Here is a 15,420-nt window from a genome sequence, read left to right on the forward strand (position 1 = left end):
TCTGTGAGCGGACGCACTTACGAAACGCTACTGTGTCGTATCGAAAGTACCCCGGTTCGATCCGACCGGCAAGCCGGGGCTTTCCGCCGAAGCGGTCCGCCCGCACCTCCCGACGCCATAAGGTGTCCGGCATGTACGTGACGCCGCCGACCCCGAACCAACCCCGCCCGGCTGCCGGACCGCCTTGGTGGCTCGTCATCGGGCCCGGGCTCGCCGCGCTGATCGGCCTGTTCCTGCTCACCGTCATCTACCGCTTCGACGGCCATTCGCTGCTGCAGCGCGAACTGCACCTGTCGACCCAATCGCTGTTGCTGAGCGGTTTCGTCGGCTACCTCGTCGCGGCCGTGCTGGCCCTCCCGGCCGGTCTGCTGCTCGGCGGGCGCTTCCCGACGTCGGTGACCGTGCCCGCGCTCGGCCTGATGCTCATCGGCGCGCTGCTGGTCGCGTTCACCCCCAACGTCGCCCTGCTCCTGATCGGGCGAGTGCTCGACGGATTCGGCACGGGTGCGGCCGTCGGCGCGACCGCCGCACTGACCCGGCGGCTCCGCAGCGGTCGCGGTGCCACGGCCGGGGTGACGGCGGGCCTCGGCGTCCTGGCCTTGGTGATCGCGCCGTTCCTCGGCGCGCTGATCTCGGACAGCACCAGCTTCCGCCTGATGTACCTGATCGGCGCGGTGTTCGTGTTCCTCGCGCTCATCGTCGCCGCGGTTCTCGGCATCGTCGCGATGGTGTCGGCGAAGCCAAAGGTCCAGCCGATGCCGTACGGCATGCCGTACCCGCCGCAGGGTCCGCCGTACGCCTGACGCCTTCTCCGTGATGGCGTCCGGTAGGAAGGACCGCATGGCTGGACGTCTGGCGGGCAAGGTCGTGGTGGTGACCGGGGGCTCTTCCGGGATCGGCAGGGCGATCGCGGAGCGGGTCGTGGCCGAGGGGGCCGCGGTGGTGATCGGGGCGCGCCGGGAGGGCACCGGCGAGGCCGTGGCGGCAGGGCTCCGCGCGGGCGGGGCGAAGGCGGTCTTCGTGCCGACGGATGTCACCGTCGAGGCTGACGTGGCGGCGCTGGTCGCCGCGGCCGTCACGGAGTTCGGCCGGCTGGACGGCGCGGTCAACAACGCGGGCACGGTCACCGCGTCCGGGCCCGTGGACGGGATCGGCGCGGCGGACTGGGCCGCCGACCTGGACAGCAACCTGACCTCGGTGTTCTACGGCCTGAAGCATCAGGTTCCGGCGATCCGGGCGGCCGGCGGCGGGGCGATCGTCAACAATGCCTCGATCGCCGCCAGCATCGGCATCCCGGGGATGTCGGCGTATGTGGCGGCGAAACACGGCGTCCTCGGGCTGACCCGGTCGGTCGCGCTGGAGTGCGCCGGCGACGGGGTGCGGGTCAACGCCTTGGTCACCGGAAACGTGGACACCCCGCTGTACCGGGGCCTGCTCGGCGCCGGGCCCGACGACGACCTCGGCGCCGCGCCGAACCCGACCAAACGCGCCGCCGATCCCGGCGAGGTCGCCGCCTTCGCCGCGTTCCTGCTGAGCGACGAAGCGAGGTTCATCACCGGCGCGGCCCTGCCGATCGACGGCGGCGCCACCGCGCAGTGACGTCCGCCGGACTCGTTGTGCACCACCATCCGACGCCGAACTCCTGCACCGTCCACTCCGGACGCTTGTGCGTCGGGTGGCACTGGCAGTCCTAGGAAAACCGGTCGACTGGCTGTGGCCAGGCCGTTCTTCCAGGCTGGAGCCATGACCGAATCTGGAACCGTCCTCATCACCGGCCCGACCCGCAATCTGGGCCGCCACGCCGTGCTGGCCATGGCCGGCCGTCCGGAGGGGCAGCGGCCGGACCTGCTGCTCGTCGGCCGGGCCGGGCGAGATCTGACCGCGGTCGCGGGCGAGGCCCATGCGCTCGGCGCCCGCGTCCGCGAGATCGGCTGCGACCTGTCCAGCCTGGCCGACGTCCGGGCGGCCGCGGCCACCGTGCGCGGTCTGCTCGCCGACGGCGCCGTCCGTCCGCTGCGCGCGCTGGTCGCGAACGCCGGCACCATGTCGGCCGATACCCAGCACGCCTCGGCCGACGGCTACGAGCTGACCTTCGCCGTCAACTACCTCGCCCACGCCGAGCTGATCGCCGGTCTGCTCGGCTCGTTCACCGCCCCGGCGCGGGTCGTGCTGATCGGCTCGAACACCTACCACGCCAACTTCTGGCGCAAGCTGCTGCACGTGCCCGCGGCCGAGTGGGCCGACCCCGTCGAGCTGGCCCGCCCGGGGAGTGGCGGCCCCGGCGTCGCCTATTCCAACGCGAAGCTGGCGATCCTCTACTACGCCCACGAGTTGCAGCGCCGAGCCGGCGCGGGCGTCAACGTCTCGGTGTTCGAACCGGGCTGGATGCCCGGCACCGCGCTGGGCCGCGGCGCCCCCGCGGCGTTCCAGGCGGTGGGCCGCGCGCTGGGCCGCCTTCCCGGCGTCTCGACGCCCCAGCGTTCAGGGCCGCTGTTGGCCGCGATGGCTCTCGACGACCAGTGGGCAGATCTGCGTGACGGTGCGTTCGTGCTCAAGACCAAGCTGACGGAGGTGCAGCCGATCGCCCACGACCGTGACCGCGAGCGCCGCCTGTGGGAGGCGACCGCTGAGCTGTTGGAACGTGCGGGCGCGTCACGTTAGCGCGCACCGGCCGTGGCGCTGTTCGCCTGCGGGCCGGCAAAGCACCGGAACACGTTCTCCCGGCGGGATACTTGGGCCGCCGTTGGTCAGGATCTGCCGCTGCGGGAGGCATCGCCAGGAGTCAGTGCCCCCGGCCGAGTGCTGCGCCGCCAGCCGGCGCGCGTGTGCGCGGATGCGGTCGCGGTCCTCGGGGAAGACGCTGTCCCATTCCTCGTTCAAGTCGAACCACCTCGGTCGCTGATGTGCGGGCGGCCTTTTAGACTCTGGCCATGGACCCGACACCAGCGGCACGTCTCCATGTCGGCTGTGCGATGTGGACGCACAAGGCGTGGAACGGGCGGTTCCTGCCGCAGGTGTTGCCGGCCAAGGAACGGCTGCGGGCCTACGCCGGTTGGTGCAACGCGGTCGAGGGCAACACGACGTTCTACGCGACGCCGGCCCGGGACACCGTCGAGACTTGGGCGCAGCAGACGGATCCCGGTTTCCGGTTCGTGGTCAAGCTGCCCAAAGTTGTCACGCATGAGCGGCGGTTCGTCGGGGTCGAGGCCGAGATGCGGGCGTTCCTGGACGCGATCGAGCCGCTCGGTGAACGGGCGGTGCTGTGGTGCCAGCTGCCTGCCTCGTTCGGGCCGTCGGAAGTTGATGCGCTCGGCCGGTTTCTGCGCCGGCTTCCGGCCGGGCGGCGGCGCGCGGTGGAGGTGCGTCATCCCGGGTTCTTCACCGAAGCCGGGGCGACGTCGTTGCTGGAAGGGGCGCTCGTCTCCGCGGACGCCGAGTGGGTGCCGTTCGACACCGAGGTTTTCTTCCAGTGCCCGCCGGTCAGCGAGGCCGAACAGGAGGCCTGGGCCAAAAAACCGCGGCTGCCACGGCGGACGCGGGCGCTGACCGACCGGCCGATCGTCCGCTACCTGGGCCGGGATTCGGTCGAGGAGACGGTCGAGGGGTGGCGGCCGTGGACCGCGGTGGTCGCCGGGTGGCTGCGCGAGGGGCGGTCGCCGACGGTTTTCCTGCACACCCCCGACAACAACGACGCGCCGGCGCTCGCCCGCCGCTTCCACGACGACGTGCGGGCGCTGGTGCCGGGCCTTGACGCGCTGCCTGAACCGGAGCCGGTCGAGCCTGCGACGCTGTTCTGAGCGACGCGGTGAGGAAGACCCGCGGCCCAACGGTCACTGAGTCGACTGGGCCAGCGCGACGATGATCCCGGCCGGCCCGCGCAGGTAAACGAGCCGGTAGCTGTTCTCGTACTGCACCAAATCGCCGACGAGTTCGGCGCCGTGCGGCCGCAGACGCTCCAGCACGTCGTCGATGTCTTCGACCGCGAACATGATCCGGTGCGCGCCCAGGGTGTTCGGCGGCGCGCTCGGGTCGACGTCCCGGCTGGACGGGGTGACGTACTTGGTCAGCTCGAGCCGTCCGTGGCCGTCCGGGGTGCGCATCATCGCGATGTCCGAGCGGACTCCTTCGAGCCCGACCAGGCGGTCCACGGTGCCGCCCTCGACGGTCGCCTCGCCTTCCAGCTCCAGGCCGAGCGCGGCGAAAAACGCCTTGGCGGCCTCGAGATCGTCGACGACGATGGCGATGTTGTCCAGCCGCTGGATCGCCCCGTGGGCTCGCTTGCCGGTGCCGGTCATGATGATTCCTTTCAGGACAGACGCGCGGTCTGACGGTCTTTCTGACGCTGCATGAGTTCCTCGATGGCGGTGGGCAGCGTGGTCTCGAAGTCGATCAGCTTGACCCAGGTCGGCTTCACCACGACGCGGACCATGCCGTCGTACAACGATTTCACGCCTTCCTCCCACTCGGCCCGCTGCTCGGGCGTCATCTCGTACGTGCCGTTCCACTGGAGGTACTCGTCCGGGATGCCGTCGACGACGTCCAGCTCGGCCCGGCCGCGGATGAGCAGTACCTTCGGCGGGTGCGACTCGGTGTCGATCGTCAGCGCGACCGCGGGATTCCGCCGCAGTGCCGGGATCTTCCGCGCGTTCGTCGCGGTGCACATGACGATTTCCGTGCCGTTCCAGACAATGCCGATCGGGATCGACCGCGGCGTGCCGTCCAGCGCGACGAAGGCCAGCCGGGCCAAGTCGCGGGCCAGCAGTTCCTGGCTGAGCGGGCGGTTCAGCACCTCGTCGATGGCGGGCTGGTCCATGGTTCTCCTCAGTTGTAGTAACGACGGGCGCTGGACCCGACGCGGGAGATATCGGTGCCGTACACGTGCAAGCTGATGGCGGTCTCGGCGCCGACGTTGCGGATGCGGTGGATGTCGCCGGGCGGCGCGAACCCGCTGACCGCGCCGGGCGGATTGCCCCGTGTGTCAACGGGATTCAGCGCGTCGTCGAACAGCTCCTCGTGCTCGTTTCCCGCCAGCACGCCGACGACGCACCAGGTGATGTGGTCGTGGATCCGGGTGGTCTGCCCGGGCCGCCAGACCAGGCCGAGGATGGAGAACGTCCCGTCGGGCTCGGTGTGCAGCAGGTGGCCGGCGACCCGGTCGGCCTGGCCGAGCCGCTGCTCGGGCGTCAGGATCTCCGGGCCGGGCAGGTGCGCGCGGAGCTGATCGGCGACCAGCTCCGCGGTGTCCGTCCAATCGGTACGCACGTCGATCGCCCGGCGCACCGCCGTGACGAGGTCGGTGAGCGTCGCCAGTGAACGGGTCATGGCCGCATCCTCCTTCGCCGGGCGGGCTGGTCGTGATCAGCCTCCCGCGCGTCGACCCATTCGTCCAATGACAATAGTTGGGCTGACTCATGCGTATCATCGATGCATGCTGGATATCCTGCGGTTACGGGTGCTCGCGGCGATCGCCGCCCAGGGCTCGGTCACCAAGGCCGCCAAGCAGCTGAACTACTCCCAGCCCGCCGTCAGCCATCATCTGGCCCGGCTGGAGGCCGAGACCGGGGCGCGGCTCGTCCAGCGGGTCGGCCGGGGGATCCGGCTCACCCCGGAGGGGGAGCAGCTGGCCCGCCGCGCCACCGAGATCGTCGGCCGGGTCGACGCGGCCGCCGCGGAGCTGTCCGCGATGGTGGACCTGCGCACCGGCCGCGTCCGGTTGGCCGGCTTCCAGTCGGCGCTCGCCGCGCTGGTGCCGCACGCCACGGGCACCCTGCGCCGCGACCACCCCGGCATCGAACTGCACCTGATCGAGGCCCACCCGCGCGTGGCGCTCGACCTGCTGCGCGCCGGGGATGTCGACGTCGCGGTCGTCTTCAGCTACGACGAGACGACCCCGGACGACGTCCGCGCCACGCACCTGTTCGACGACCCGATGTACCTGCTCAGCCTCGAACCCGGCCAGACACTGGCCGGAAACCGTGACGCCGCCTGGATCGCGGGCTGCGAGAACTGCCGTCGCGAATTCCTCGAGGCCTGCGAACAGGCCGGCTTCGTCCCGCCCATCGCGTACACCAGCGACGACATCATCGTCCAGCAGGCGCTGGTCGCCGCGGGCATGGGCGTGACCACCATGCCCGGCCTGGCCCTGCGCACCCACCGTGCGCCCGGCATCGAGGCCAGCGTCCTGCGCGACTTCCGGCGGCACGTCTACCTGGCCACTTACGGCGATCCGCCGGACCCGCCCGCGACCGCGGCTTTCGTCAGCGCATTGCGTGACGCCGTCCGCCAAGTCCGGCCCGGTGAGCCGGCCCCACCGGGGTAGGGGGCCGGCTCACCGGGTCAGAACGGCCAGTCCGCGGTCCGCCCGGCTTCCAGGAGCGGGATCATCCGAAACGTCGCGTCGGTCAGCCCGCCGAACTCGTGCCGGTGCGCGGAGCCGGTCGCCATCGCCGCGGCCTGGTAGCCCTGCAGGTTGAACCCGTAGATCGGGACGTGCTTCGGCACCAGGTCACCCACCTGCGGCCCGCGCGGGCCGCCGACGGTCTGCATGTCCGAGATGATGAACACGCGGTCGTGCCCGGCGTAGCTGCGCCGCAGCGCACCCCCGATGTCGGTGCCGTGCCCGACCTCGCCGATCCGCTCCAGGAACCGCTCGACCTCGCGGATCACCGCGGCGCCCTTCCGGACGCGGTGCCGGAACGTGCCGTTCGCGAACCCGACGACGTCGACCCGCTCGCCCTTCGCCCCGAGCGCGACGCCGAACACCGCGGCGGCCTTGGCCGGGGTGACCTTCGAGCGCGCCGAGTGCCCGAGACCGGTCATCGACGCCGAGGTGTCGATGAGGATCAGGGACCGGCCCGGCAGCGACGGCAGGTTCCGCAGCGAATGCCCGAGCGCGGTGTCGAGCGCGTGGCCCCACCGCAACGAGGGCGCGGTCTCGTACGCGGACAGGAACCGGAACGGGAACTGCCGCGAGCTCGCGACCTGGTCCGGGTCCGCCAGCCGCCCGGCGACCCGCGCGGCCACCTCGTCCGAGACGCCGGCCTCGTCGAAGTTGCGGAGGTTCCGCAGCAGCGCCATGTATCCCATGGACGGGATCAAGGCCTCCCACAGCCGTTGCTTGTCTATTGTGGACCCGGCGAGGGACAGCGTGGCTTCCCACGTCATTCCCGCTTCGCGCAAGGCCTCGCTGTCGAGCAGGACCTCCGGCTCCGCGGCGACCGCAGCCCGCACGGCCGCGTTCGCCCGCAGAGTCCGGAGCGTGTCCGGGATCTGCTCGGCGTTGCCGTGACGGACGTCGAGCGCGTACCGGAACAGGTCGCCCTGCCGGCCGTCGGCGTCCGGGTGGGTGAGGTTGAGGACGTCACCGAACCGGTAGCCGCGCGCGTCGGAGTCGTACTTGAGGAACGACCGCTCGTGGTAGAGGCGCTTCGCCGCGTCGGCGACCCCGCGCTTGACCGGCTTCGGCACGTTCCGGCCGTGCACCGACGTCCAATACGCCAGCATCTCGCCCGGCTCGTCGGCGCGCTGGAGCGCGCTCGCGACGACCTGACGGGACTGGCCGTCGAGCCCGGCTTCGAGCCGCGCCTTGGTGAACTCGGCGGCGCCGACGAGCGAAGCGGAACGCATGTTGGCGTCGGTGCGGAGCCAGCGCAGGAACCGCGCCGTCCACTCGGGATCGGCGAGGGTGGCGGCGTGGACGAGTTCGGCGTACCGCTGGTCTCGCTTGCCCGCGGACTCGTAGAAGGTGTTCTCGCCGACCAGGTTCGACACAGCCAGCAGGAACAGCGCGGACTTGGCGTCGCGCTGATAACCCGGGCCGTCCTCATGGGTGCGGCCGGTCGCGGTGCGCTCGGTGGTGATCGGTGAGAAGAGCGCCGCCTTGATGGCGGTCACGTTGAACTTGCCCATCTGGTCTCGCCCCCTCGGTCGGACGTCGCTTGTGGACGGTCCGGGACACAGCCGGCCCCCGAGATCAAGACGGCCACAGGGTTAGCGGACTTGAACCGCGGGCCGCCGAAACGACCTCAACCAGAAGTACCTGTGGCCTGCGCACCGGGAGGTGTTCGAGGCTGTCGCTTCCGGTGACCGTGCCGCATCGGAAGCTCAATCAAGCTAACAGGCCGGCATTCGTTGCCGCGATGGGTTTTTCCGGCAGGGGACCGGTTCGGGGCTGGTTCCAGAGCTGCAGCAGGCAGCCGGAATCGCGGGTGTGGAACCGCATCCGGTAATCGCCGGGCCCGGCGGGCAGCGGCGGCAGGTCCAGTTCCCGTCCGGCCAGTTCGCGGAGCACGACGTAACCGGTGTGAAAGCGGCAGCTCAGCTCGACGACGCGGCGATAAGACCGGTCGGCGCCGGGGTCCGTGGGGGCGATGGCCACGGTCAAGGCGAGCGTGCCGTCGTGGATCGGCGCCCAGAACAATGCCGCGCCGGGGACGGCGTCGATCAGGTCGGCGGACTCGGCGTGCGGAGGGACCGGCAGGATCGCGCCGAGCGGGCAGCCGCGGTCGAGCAGCGTGAACTGGCCGGCCCGGACGCGCAGGAGGAACTCGAGGCGTTCGGTGGTCGCGGTCGCGCGCCGGTCGGGGGCGAAGTCCGCGGGGACGCCGTCGGGGAAGCCGTGTTCGGCCAGCGCTGCGGTGTACTCGGCGTCGGTCAGCTGCCGGGCGCGCTCGGCGAGGCCCGGCACCTGTCCCGGCTCCGGCGGCTCGGTGGTGGACAGGACGGCGAACGAAACCGGGCCGTCGCCCGTGGGTTGCTGCCAGCGGCTCACCTTGAGCGTTCCGCACTTCCGGCAGGCGACCCGGCAGATGTTGACGGTCTGGCTGGACGCGTCGAGCTGCGTCTCGGTCACCTCCAGGATGTCGCCGGGGAAGTCGTGGGGCTGGCCGCAGGCGCGCAGGATCAGCTCCATGGCGACGTCTTCGCGGCTCGGGACGGTCCTCATCGGTCACCTCGGGGCTGGGTCAGGAGTTCACGGCCGCGCTCCGGGGTCAGGACGGCGGCCAGGACCGGGTCGGCGAGCAGCGCGACCGGGGCGAGGTGGTCGACGGTTCGCGGCCGCCACTGCGCCAGCGCCGCCCGCACGGCTTGCCACAGGGCTTCCGGGTCGGCGTGCTCACTGAGAGCTTGCTTGATCAGCCGATCGAACTCCGGGTTCCCGAAGTCCGGGCGGCCGCCAGCTCGCCGCCGGGCCTGGCCTTCGCCGACGGCGAGCTGGATCTCCGGCCGCTCACCGATCATCGCCGACTGCAGCACCGAGTTGTGCGTCGGCGTCGCGTCGCGGGCATGTTGGTCCAGCAGCCACGGCAGTAATTCCTCGGTGAACAGCGGATCGGTCAGAAAGCCGTCGGGCAGGAACGACGGGCTCAGCAACCGGCCCAGCGACTGCGCGGCCTGGTAGCGCCGGCCGAGCAGCAGATCGAGCTGGACGCGCAGGACCGTGGCCCGGATCCGGCCGAATTCCTCGGCTTGCTCCAGCGCCGCGGCGGCGCCGTCGATCTCACCGGCGAGGGCGTCGAGCCGGGCCTGCTCGACCTTGGCGTCCCAGGAATCGCGGGTTTCGCCGGCCGGTTTGCGCATCTGGTGGAACTCGGCGTACAGGTCCTCCATCAACGCGGTGAACGACGCGAACCGCGTGGGCGGCTCGGCTCTCCAGGAGAACAGGCTGTACGCCGCCCACTCACCAGCGTCGTCGACATCGCCCGGGTCGAGGAACAGCACCCCGGCGTCGGCCTCCAGCGAGATCAGCAGGCCCCGGCTGAACCTGTTGCCCTGGACCGGATCCGTGTTTTCGTCGCCGCAGAGTTCTTCCCAGTCCTCCCAGTACGGCTCGATGTCGCGCAGCCAGCCGAGAGTGGTGGTGTCGCGCAGGCGCCAGACGAAACACCCGGCGTCGCGCCAGCCGTCCGTCGTCAGCAGGAATTCCCGGTACGACGGCGGCAATGTGTGGCCAAGCCGCGCCTCCGCCTCGGCCACGGCTTCGGCGCTCGCCGGCGCGAAGCCGAGCCAGCGGTCGCGCAGCACCTGCGGATCCAGCTCGGCGGGTTCGGCACTGCCGACCCGCTCCTGGCTCCATCGAGTCAACCACGGTCCCCAGTCCATGACCGTCATTATGGCGGCTCGGCGTTGACCGCCACCCACGACACCGCTGACCGTCTGTCCTATGTGGTCTGGAAAGAGCGGACATCCGGAATCGCCGGGGGAGCCGTGAGCTGCATGGCGCGCTGATCGAAGAACAGCCGGGCGATGAGGTCGCCGCGGGAACCGGTACCGGTTTTGGCGAAGATCGACTTCAGGTGGTCCTGCACGGTGTAGGCCGACATCCGAAGCTCGTTGGCGATTTGTCGGGTCGGCAGGCCCTGGGCGACGCATTCGGTCACCCGTCGCTCCTGCGGGGTGAGGCCGTACACGTCGGCCAGCAGTGGGGCCATTTCCGCCGGGCGAGCCGCTTCGAGCAGGACCGCGACCGGCGCCGCTGCGCCTTCGCCCATCAGCGAGGCCCGGACGATCACCCAACGCCCCGCATTGGTGCGCACGCGCGCTCGCGCCAGTCCGGTGCTCGCCTGGCTGCCGATGGCCCGGGCCTGCCGGGCGACCGCGCGGACCACCAGCGGGAGCGTGGTGCCGGCCCGGGTGCCGGTGCCGAGTTCGTCGATCCAGGCCGAGGCAACCTGATTGGCCAGGCCGACGCCGTCATCGGGATCCAGCACGAGCATTCCGGCGTCGTGGCGGTCGGCGCTCGCGTCGTCCAAGAGCAGCGACCGGCGCAGGCCGTCGGAGAGCAAACCGCTCAGCGACGTGACGAGCCGGACCTCGGCGGGCGAGAAGTAGGGGCGGTCCTTCTCACGGAACACGGTGAGCGCGCCCCAAGTGCCGGTGCTGCTGGACAGGACGACTCGGAGTTCGTCGGAAAACCCTTCAGGGCGGCGGACTTCCCGGTGCCGCCGGCTGAGATCGAGATCGCCCGCGGTGACGTCGCTGAGGCTGGCGGCGGCCCGGCCCGCGCGCGCCAGGTCCGTCCATTTGGAGTAGTCCGGTTCGCGCAACTCGATCTCGACGAGCCGGCTGATCGCGTCCGCGGGCATGCCGTTCTCGACGAATTCCGCGGTCGGCAGCATGGTGGCCGGGTCCATCGTCATCAGGCAGGTGCCCTCCGACGGCACCACGCCGCCCAGCGCCTCGCTCACCGCGCGCCAGTAGTCCTCCACCCCGAGCCCGCGGTGGACCAGCCGCGAGACGGTGTCCCGGAGGTGGTCGGGCTGGGCGGTGGCCATGCCTCAACCTAGCCGAACCCCCAGAAATGTGGGGCTGGTCGCGAGAACCCCTTGAGCAGCATGATCGACGCACACAAGGGAGGTACTGGGGATGAGAACCTTGCACGTCGGAGTGCGGGTGGCCGATCTCGGGCGGTCGCTGGCGTTTTACACGGCTCTCGGCTACGAGGTCGTCGGCCGCGTGCCCGAGACGCCGATCGGGCGGCTGACCATGCTCAAGCTCCCCGGCGACGAGTTCGCCACCGTCGAGCTGGTCCACGACGGTCACCCGGTCGACCTCGGCACCGGCGTGAGCCACTTCGTCGTGCAGGTCGAGTCGATGGCCGACGCGCTCGAAGCGCTGGCCGGCCACGGGATCGAGCCGGCCGGCCCCGGGCAGGAACGCGAGGACGGCCTCAAAACGGCGTTCATCGCCGACGCGGACGGCCGCCGGATCGAACTCGTCCAGTGGCCCACCGGCCACCCCGAAGGCATGACCGCCGCCGACTTTTCCGTGGAAGGGAATTGACCATGACCAGAACGCCAGTGCGCCTCTACATGTCCATGTCGGTCGACGGCTACATCACCGGGCCGGACGACCGGCCGGGCCAGGAACTCGGCCGCGACGGCGGGCGGCTGTTCAACTGGCTCGACGACCGGATGGCCGAGGGGATCAACGGCCAGGTGTACGCCGAGGCCTGCGCGACCGGCGCGGTGATTTCCGGGCGCCGCACGTACGAGCTGGCCGGCCGCTGGCAGGGCGACCACCACGACGGCGTGCCGATCCACGTGCTCACCCACCACATCGACCCGGACGACGAGCCCCCGGGCAGCGTGAAGTACTACACCGACGTCAACGCGTGTGCCGACGAGGCCCGCGCCGCCGCGGGGGATCAGGCCGTGCTGGTCCACGGCGCGGGCGCGGCGCAGGCGCTGCTGGCCGCGGGTCAGCTCGACGAACTCGAGCTCCACCTCGTCCCGGTCCTGCTGGGCGACGGACGACGGCTGTTCGAGCCGACCGGACTCGGCCACGTCGAGCTGGAGCTGGTCCGGCGGCTCGAAGGCCGCAACGCCACCCATCTGCGGTACCGCGTGACCACGGGGCAGTGATCCGTGACGGCCTGGTGACGCCGCCCCGTCACCCTCGCCTGGGTGATGGAGCATCAGCACCCGGCCGCGAGCCGCGCCGAACATCCGCCCGGCGTGCAGGATGTGCTGCGCACGGCGGGCCAGCCATTGGCGGACGAGGTCCGGTTGCCGATGGAGGCGCGGTTCGGGCAGGACTTCAGCCGGGTCCGGGTGCATTCGGACGGGTGGGCGGCGGCTTCGGCGCGGGAGGTCGGCGCGCACGCGTACACCGTCGGCCAGGACATCGTGTTCGGGTCCGGCCGCTTTCACCCCGGTTCGCCGGGCGGCCGCAGCCTGCTTGCCCATGAATTGACGCACGTGGTGCAGCAGCAGAATGCCGTCGGCACAGATGCGCCGGTCAGTACCGCCGCGGATCATCCGCTGGAGCAGCAGGCGGCCGAGGTGGCTGCCGGTGGTCGTTTCACGGCGCGGCTGAGTGCGGGCCGGCAGGTGTTGTCCCGTCAGGCCGCGACGCCCGCTGGCAGCGCGCGGACAGTGCTGGCGGAGATTCAAGGGCTGCCGATGGCCAAGTTGTTGCCCGCGTTGGAAATGCTGCCCTTCGGCATCCGGTCCGACGAGCAGACCGGACAGGCGGTCGGCGGCCCGAGGCTGGTGACGGCGATGCGGGTGGTGGCGGCAGGCGGCAGCGCGTGGTCGCCGTTCAGAACGCAGCATGACAGCGAGCTGGCCGCCCTTCCGCCCGATCAGGTCAGCGAAATCGGCGCGTACCTCCAGGCCCATGACGTCGGCGGCCTCCGCACGACGATCCCGGCGATCGCGGCGGGGGACATCCGGGCGAACTGGGCGTCGCGGAAACAGGATTTCCTGGCCGCCGCCAGTGATCCCAGCAATACCCTCGGTTCGGGGCAGCTGTATCAGATCTGGCTGCGTTACTGGATGGACGAGCAGGCCGCCGCGCGCGCCGAATTCGAACCACTCGACGCCGCGGAAAAATCCGACCTGAACCGGTATTCCGACAAGCTCCCGAAGTTCCGGGCCGGAGTTCGCGGAGTCTTCTCACCTGGTTACGAAGCGGCTTCAGACCGATTGACGGCGGCCAACTACTTCGGTTCCTATCTCATCGGGGTCCGCGACTGGCTCGAGACCTATGTGGACGACATGCACCGGCACGTCACCCTGGAAGCGGTCAACCGGCAGGCGGTGGTGCTCATCAAGGCCCGCGAATTCCGCCTGGCGATCCTGAACTTCGTGCTCGCGCTGGCCGGTGGGCCAGTTCGGGAGGCCGCGCCCCAGCCGGGCAAGGGAGTGAATACCGGCAAGGATGTGCCGCCGGGGGACCGCGATCCCGGCGGCCACACCAAGGAACCGGGCCAGCGCGTCCCGGACGTTCCCGAGACAGTGCTGGTCAAGGACGACCCGGCCGTCCGGGCCAGGGCACTGGCCCAGAGCATCGGCGCCAAGGGTGAGGAAGTCGTGGCCAATCTCGGCGGCGCCGGCGCGAGCCATGAGCCGAAAAACGCGATCAATGTGAACAATCAGGCGGTGGCGCGAAAGGACATCCCCAATCTGGTGGAGGCCGACGGCTCCGATATCGGCACGCTGTTCGAGCCGGACACCATCGACCGGGTCGAAGGACACAACATGGCGCCGGGAGTGATCGACTGGGCCCGGGCCGCGCCCGGTTCCTTCCGGGTCCTGCGCAGCGGCGGTCGTTTCCGGTACTACTGGCGCGGAGCGAATGCCGACGCCCAGGCCTGCGCCACGGCGTTGAGGGCGGCCGGTTTCGCCGACGTCACCGTGCACGCGGACGTGCTGGTCACGGCACGAAAGCCGTAGCCGTGGCCCCGCGGCGATCTTCGGTGGCGACAGCGGCGGTGGCGCCGAGCGTCGCAGCGGCGAGGCTGCCCCAGAGCGCGGCCGGGCCATGCGGTGCGAGCGCGGTGATGACCGCGGGGGAGACGGCGAGGCCGAAGCCCGTGGAGAGCTGGAAACGGGCGAGCGCGCGGCCGAGTAAGTGGGTCGGGGCGAGCGCCGTGACGAGCGCGGTGGCGCTGCCCGCGTAGATGATCTCGCCGATGGTGCAGACCACGGACACCGCGGCGACGGCCGGCGCGCCCCAGCCGGCTCCCAGGGAAGTCGCCGCGAGGAAACCCAAGTACGACGCGGCCAGCACCACGCCGCCGACGGCCAGCGCCGTCCGCCGGGAGAAGCGGGACATCAGGACGGTGACCGGAATCTGCAGGGTGACCACCAGCACCGTGTTGGCCACGAAGACGGCCGAGGACCAGACCGGGGACGCGTGCAGCTGCGTCACCAGGACCAGCGGGAGCGCGATTTCGGGGAGGTTGAGGCAGAAAACGTAGATCACGTTGGCGGCCAGCAGCGCGCGCATCCGGGGTGCGTCGCCGGTCTTGGCCGGCGCGGCGGCCGGACGCGCGCGGAGGCGGACCGACCAGGCCAAGGCCGCCGCGGCGAGATAGGCGATTCCGGTGATGGCGGCCGGTGCCTGCAACGCGGTGGTGCCGCCCGTCAGACACGCGGTGGCGAGGAGCGCGCCCACGCCGAGGCCGGCGTTGCGCAGGGCGCGGGCTCCCGCGAGCGCGGCATCGCGTTCCCGCCCGTGGGCGACCGTGGCGACGAGCGCCGCGTGGGCGGCCGGCCACGCCTGGTTGCCGATGCCGAGGAAAAGCGCCGCCGCGGCGAACAGCCAGACGTCGTTCGCCGGGGTGGCGAGCAACAGCCCGACGCCCAGGACCCGCACCAGCATCGACGCCGCCACGACCGTGCTGCGCGCGCCCCGGTCCAGCCATCGGCCCACCGCGGGCATGCACACCAGGCCCCCGACGGCGCCGGCCGTCATGGCGAGGCCCGCGACCGGTGGCGAGAGGCTGAGCACCGTCACGCCGTAGAGCAGCAGGAACGGCCGCAGCAGGCCGGTGCCGAGCGCGTCCACGGCGATGGCGACGGCGTAACGGGGGCCGCCGGAAGCCCGGACGAGCGCGCGGGGACGGATCTTGGTGACCATGGCGTCCACGGTGGATCCGGCCGCCCGGCTGACCACGCCGATTGACGAACACCG

16 protein-coding genes are annotated in these 15,420 nt (G+C 71.1%); 8 read left to right on the top strand and 8 right to left on the bottom strand.

Annotated features, from left to right (window positions below; genetic code table 11):
* Positions 1-131 precede the first annotated feature (131 nt).
* The 4 genes from OG371_RS31610 (at position 132) to OG371_RS31625 (ending at position 3,797) form a co-directional block, all read left to right on the top strand.
* Positions 132-803 carry an MFS transporter gene (locus OG371_RS31610; RefSeq protein WP_329059125.1) on the top strand — a complete coding sequence of 224 codons (672 nt, stop codon included), beginning with the start codon at positions 132-134 and terminating at the stop codon, positions 801-803.
* A 37-nt stretch (positions 804-840) separates the two neighbouring features.
* Complete coding sequence (locus OG371_RS31615) at positions 841-1,599, top strand: SDR family NAD(P)-dependent oxidoreductase (protein ID WP_329059126.1); 759 nt, start codon at positions 841-843, stop codon at positions 1,597-1,599.
* A gap of 144 nt (positions 1,600-1,743) precedes the next feature.
* Complete coding sequence (locus tag OG371_RS31620; RefSeq protein WP_329059127.1) at positions 1,744-2,661, top strand: SDR family NAD(P)-dependent oxidoreductase; 918 nt, start codon at positions 1,744-1,746, stop codon at positions 2,659-2,661.
* Positions 2,662-2,972: 311 nt separating this feature from the next.
* A complete protein-coding gene (locus tag OG371_RS31625) occupies positions 2,973-3,797 on the top strand; it encodes a DUF72 domain-containing protein (RefSeq protein ID WP_329073326.1) in 825 nt (274 codons plus the stop codon).
* A 33-nt stretch (positions 3,798-3,830) separates the two neighbouring features.
* Here OG371_RS31625 and OG371_RS31630 read toward each other — a convergent pair whose 3' ends face one another.
* From OG371_RS31630 to OG371_RS31640, 3 genes are read right to left on the bottom strand one after another with little or no spacing between them, the layout of a single operon-like run.
* Positions 3,831-4,295, bottom strand: a complete 465-nt coding sequence (locus OG371_RS31630) for a VOC family protein (RefSeq protein ID WP_329059128.1) — start codon at positions 4,293-4,295, stop codon at positions 3,831-3,833.
* A gap of 11 nt (positions 4,296-4,306) precedes the next feature.
* Entirely contained in the window at positions 4,307-4,813 is a 507-nt protein-coding gene (locus tag OG371_RS31635) for a pyridoxamine 5'-phosphate oxidase family protein (RefSeq protein ID WP_329059129.1), read from the bottom strand.
* Between the two features lie 8 nt (positions 4,814-4,821).
* A complete protein-coding gene (locus tag OG371_RS31640; RefSeq protein ID WP_329059130.1) occupies positions 4,822-5,322 on the bottom strand; it encodes a cysteine dioxygenase family protein in 501 nt (166 codons plus the stop codon).
* Positions 5,323-5,428: 106 nt separating this feature from the next.
* Between OG371_RS31640 and OG371_RS31645 the strand changes: the two genes are divergently transcribed.
* Positions 5,429-6,319 carry a LysR family transcriptional regulator gene (locus tag OG371_RS31645; protein ID WP_329059131.1) on the top strand — a complete coding sequence of 297 codons (891 nt, stop codon included), beginning with the start codon at positions 5,429-5,431 and terminating at the stop codon, positions 6,317-6,319.
* Between the two features lie 17 nt (positions 6,320-6,336).
* Here the strand turns inward: OG371_RS31645 and OG371_RS31650 are convergent, their stop codons facing one another.
* From OG371_RS31650 to OG371_RS31665, 4 genes are all read right to left on the bottom strand, one after another.
* Positions 6,337-7,908: a TROVE domain-containing protein gene (locus OG371_RS31650; protein WP_329059132.1), complete on the bottom strand. Its 1,572-nt coding sequence runs from the start codon at positions 7,906-7,908 to the stop codon at positions 6,337-6,339.
* 199 nt (positions 7,909-8,107) lie between these two features.
* Positions 8,108-8,944: a hypothetical protein gene (locus tag OG371_RS31655; protein ID WP_329059133.1), complete on the bottom strand. Its 837-nt coding sequence runs from the start codon at positions 8,942-8,944 to the stop codon at positions 8,108-8,110.
* On the bottom strand, positions 8,941-10,101 hold the full coding sequence (locus tag OG371_RS31660; protein WP_329059134.1) for an SMI1/KNR4 family protein: 1,161 nt from the start codon (positions 10,099-10,101) through the stop codon (positions 8,941-8,943). Before OG371_RS31660 ends, OG371_RS31655 begins: the two co-directional genes overlap by 4 nt.
* 59 nt (positions 10,102-10,160) lie before the next feature.
* On the bottom strand, positions 10,161-11,273 hold the full coding sequence (locus OG371_RS31665; protein WP_329059135.1) for a helix-turn-helix transcriptional regulator: 1,113 nt from the start codon (positions 11,271-11,273) through the stop codon (positions 10,161-10,163).
* A 91-nt stretch (positions 11,274-11,364) separates the two neighbouring features.
* Between OG371_RS31665 and OG371_RS31670 the strand changes: the two genes are divergently transcribed.
* From OG371_RS31670 to OG371_RS31680, 3 genes are read left to right on the top strand one after another with little or no spacing between them, the layout of a single operon-like run.
* On the top strand, positions 11,365-11,781 hold the full coding sequence (locus OG371_RS31670; RefSeq protein ID WP_329059136.1) for a VOC family protein: 417 nt from the start codon (positions 11,365-11,367) through the stop codon (positions 11,779-11,781).
* A gap of 2 nt (positions 11,782-11,783) precedes the next feature.
* Positions 11,784-12,362 (top strand): dihydrofolate reductase family protein, encoded by a 579-nt coding sequence (locus OG371_RS31675; protein ID WP_329059137.1) that lies wholly within the window; start codon positions 11,784-11,786, stop codon positions 12,360-12,362.
* A 45-nt stretch (positions 12,363-12,407) separates the two neighbouring features.
* Positions 12,408-14,177, top strand: coding sequence for an eCIS core domain-containing protein (locus tag OG371_RS31680; protein ID WP_329073327.1), 1,770 nt, complete (start codon positions 12,408-12,410; stop codon positions 14,175-14,177).
* Here OG371_RS31680 and OG371_RS31685 read toward each other — a convergent pair.
* Positions 14,158-15,366: an MFS transporter gene (locus OG371_RS31685; protein ID WP_329059138.1), complete on the bottom strand. Its 1,209-nt coding sequence runs from the start codon at positions 15,364-15,366 to the stop codon at positions 14,158-14,160. The genes OG371_RS31680 and OG371_RS31685 overlap by 20 nt on opposite strands.
* Between the last annotated feature and the right edge of the window lie 54 nt (positions 15,367-15,420).

The sequence above is a fragment of the Amycolatopsis sp. NBC_01480 genome (assembly GCF_036227205.1).
GTDB lineage: Bacteria > Actinomycetota > Actinomycetes > Mycobacteriales > Pseudonocardiaceae > Amycolatopsis.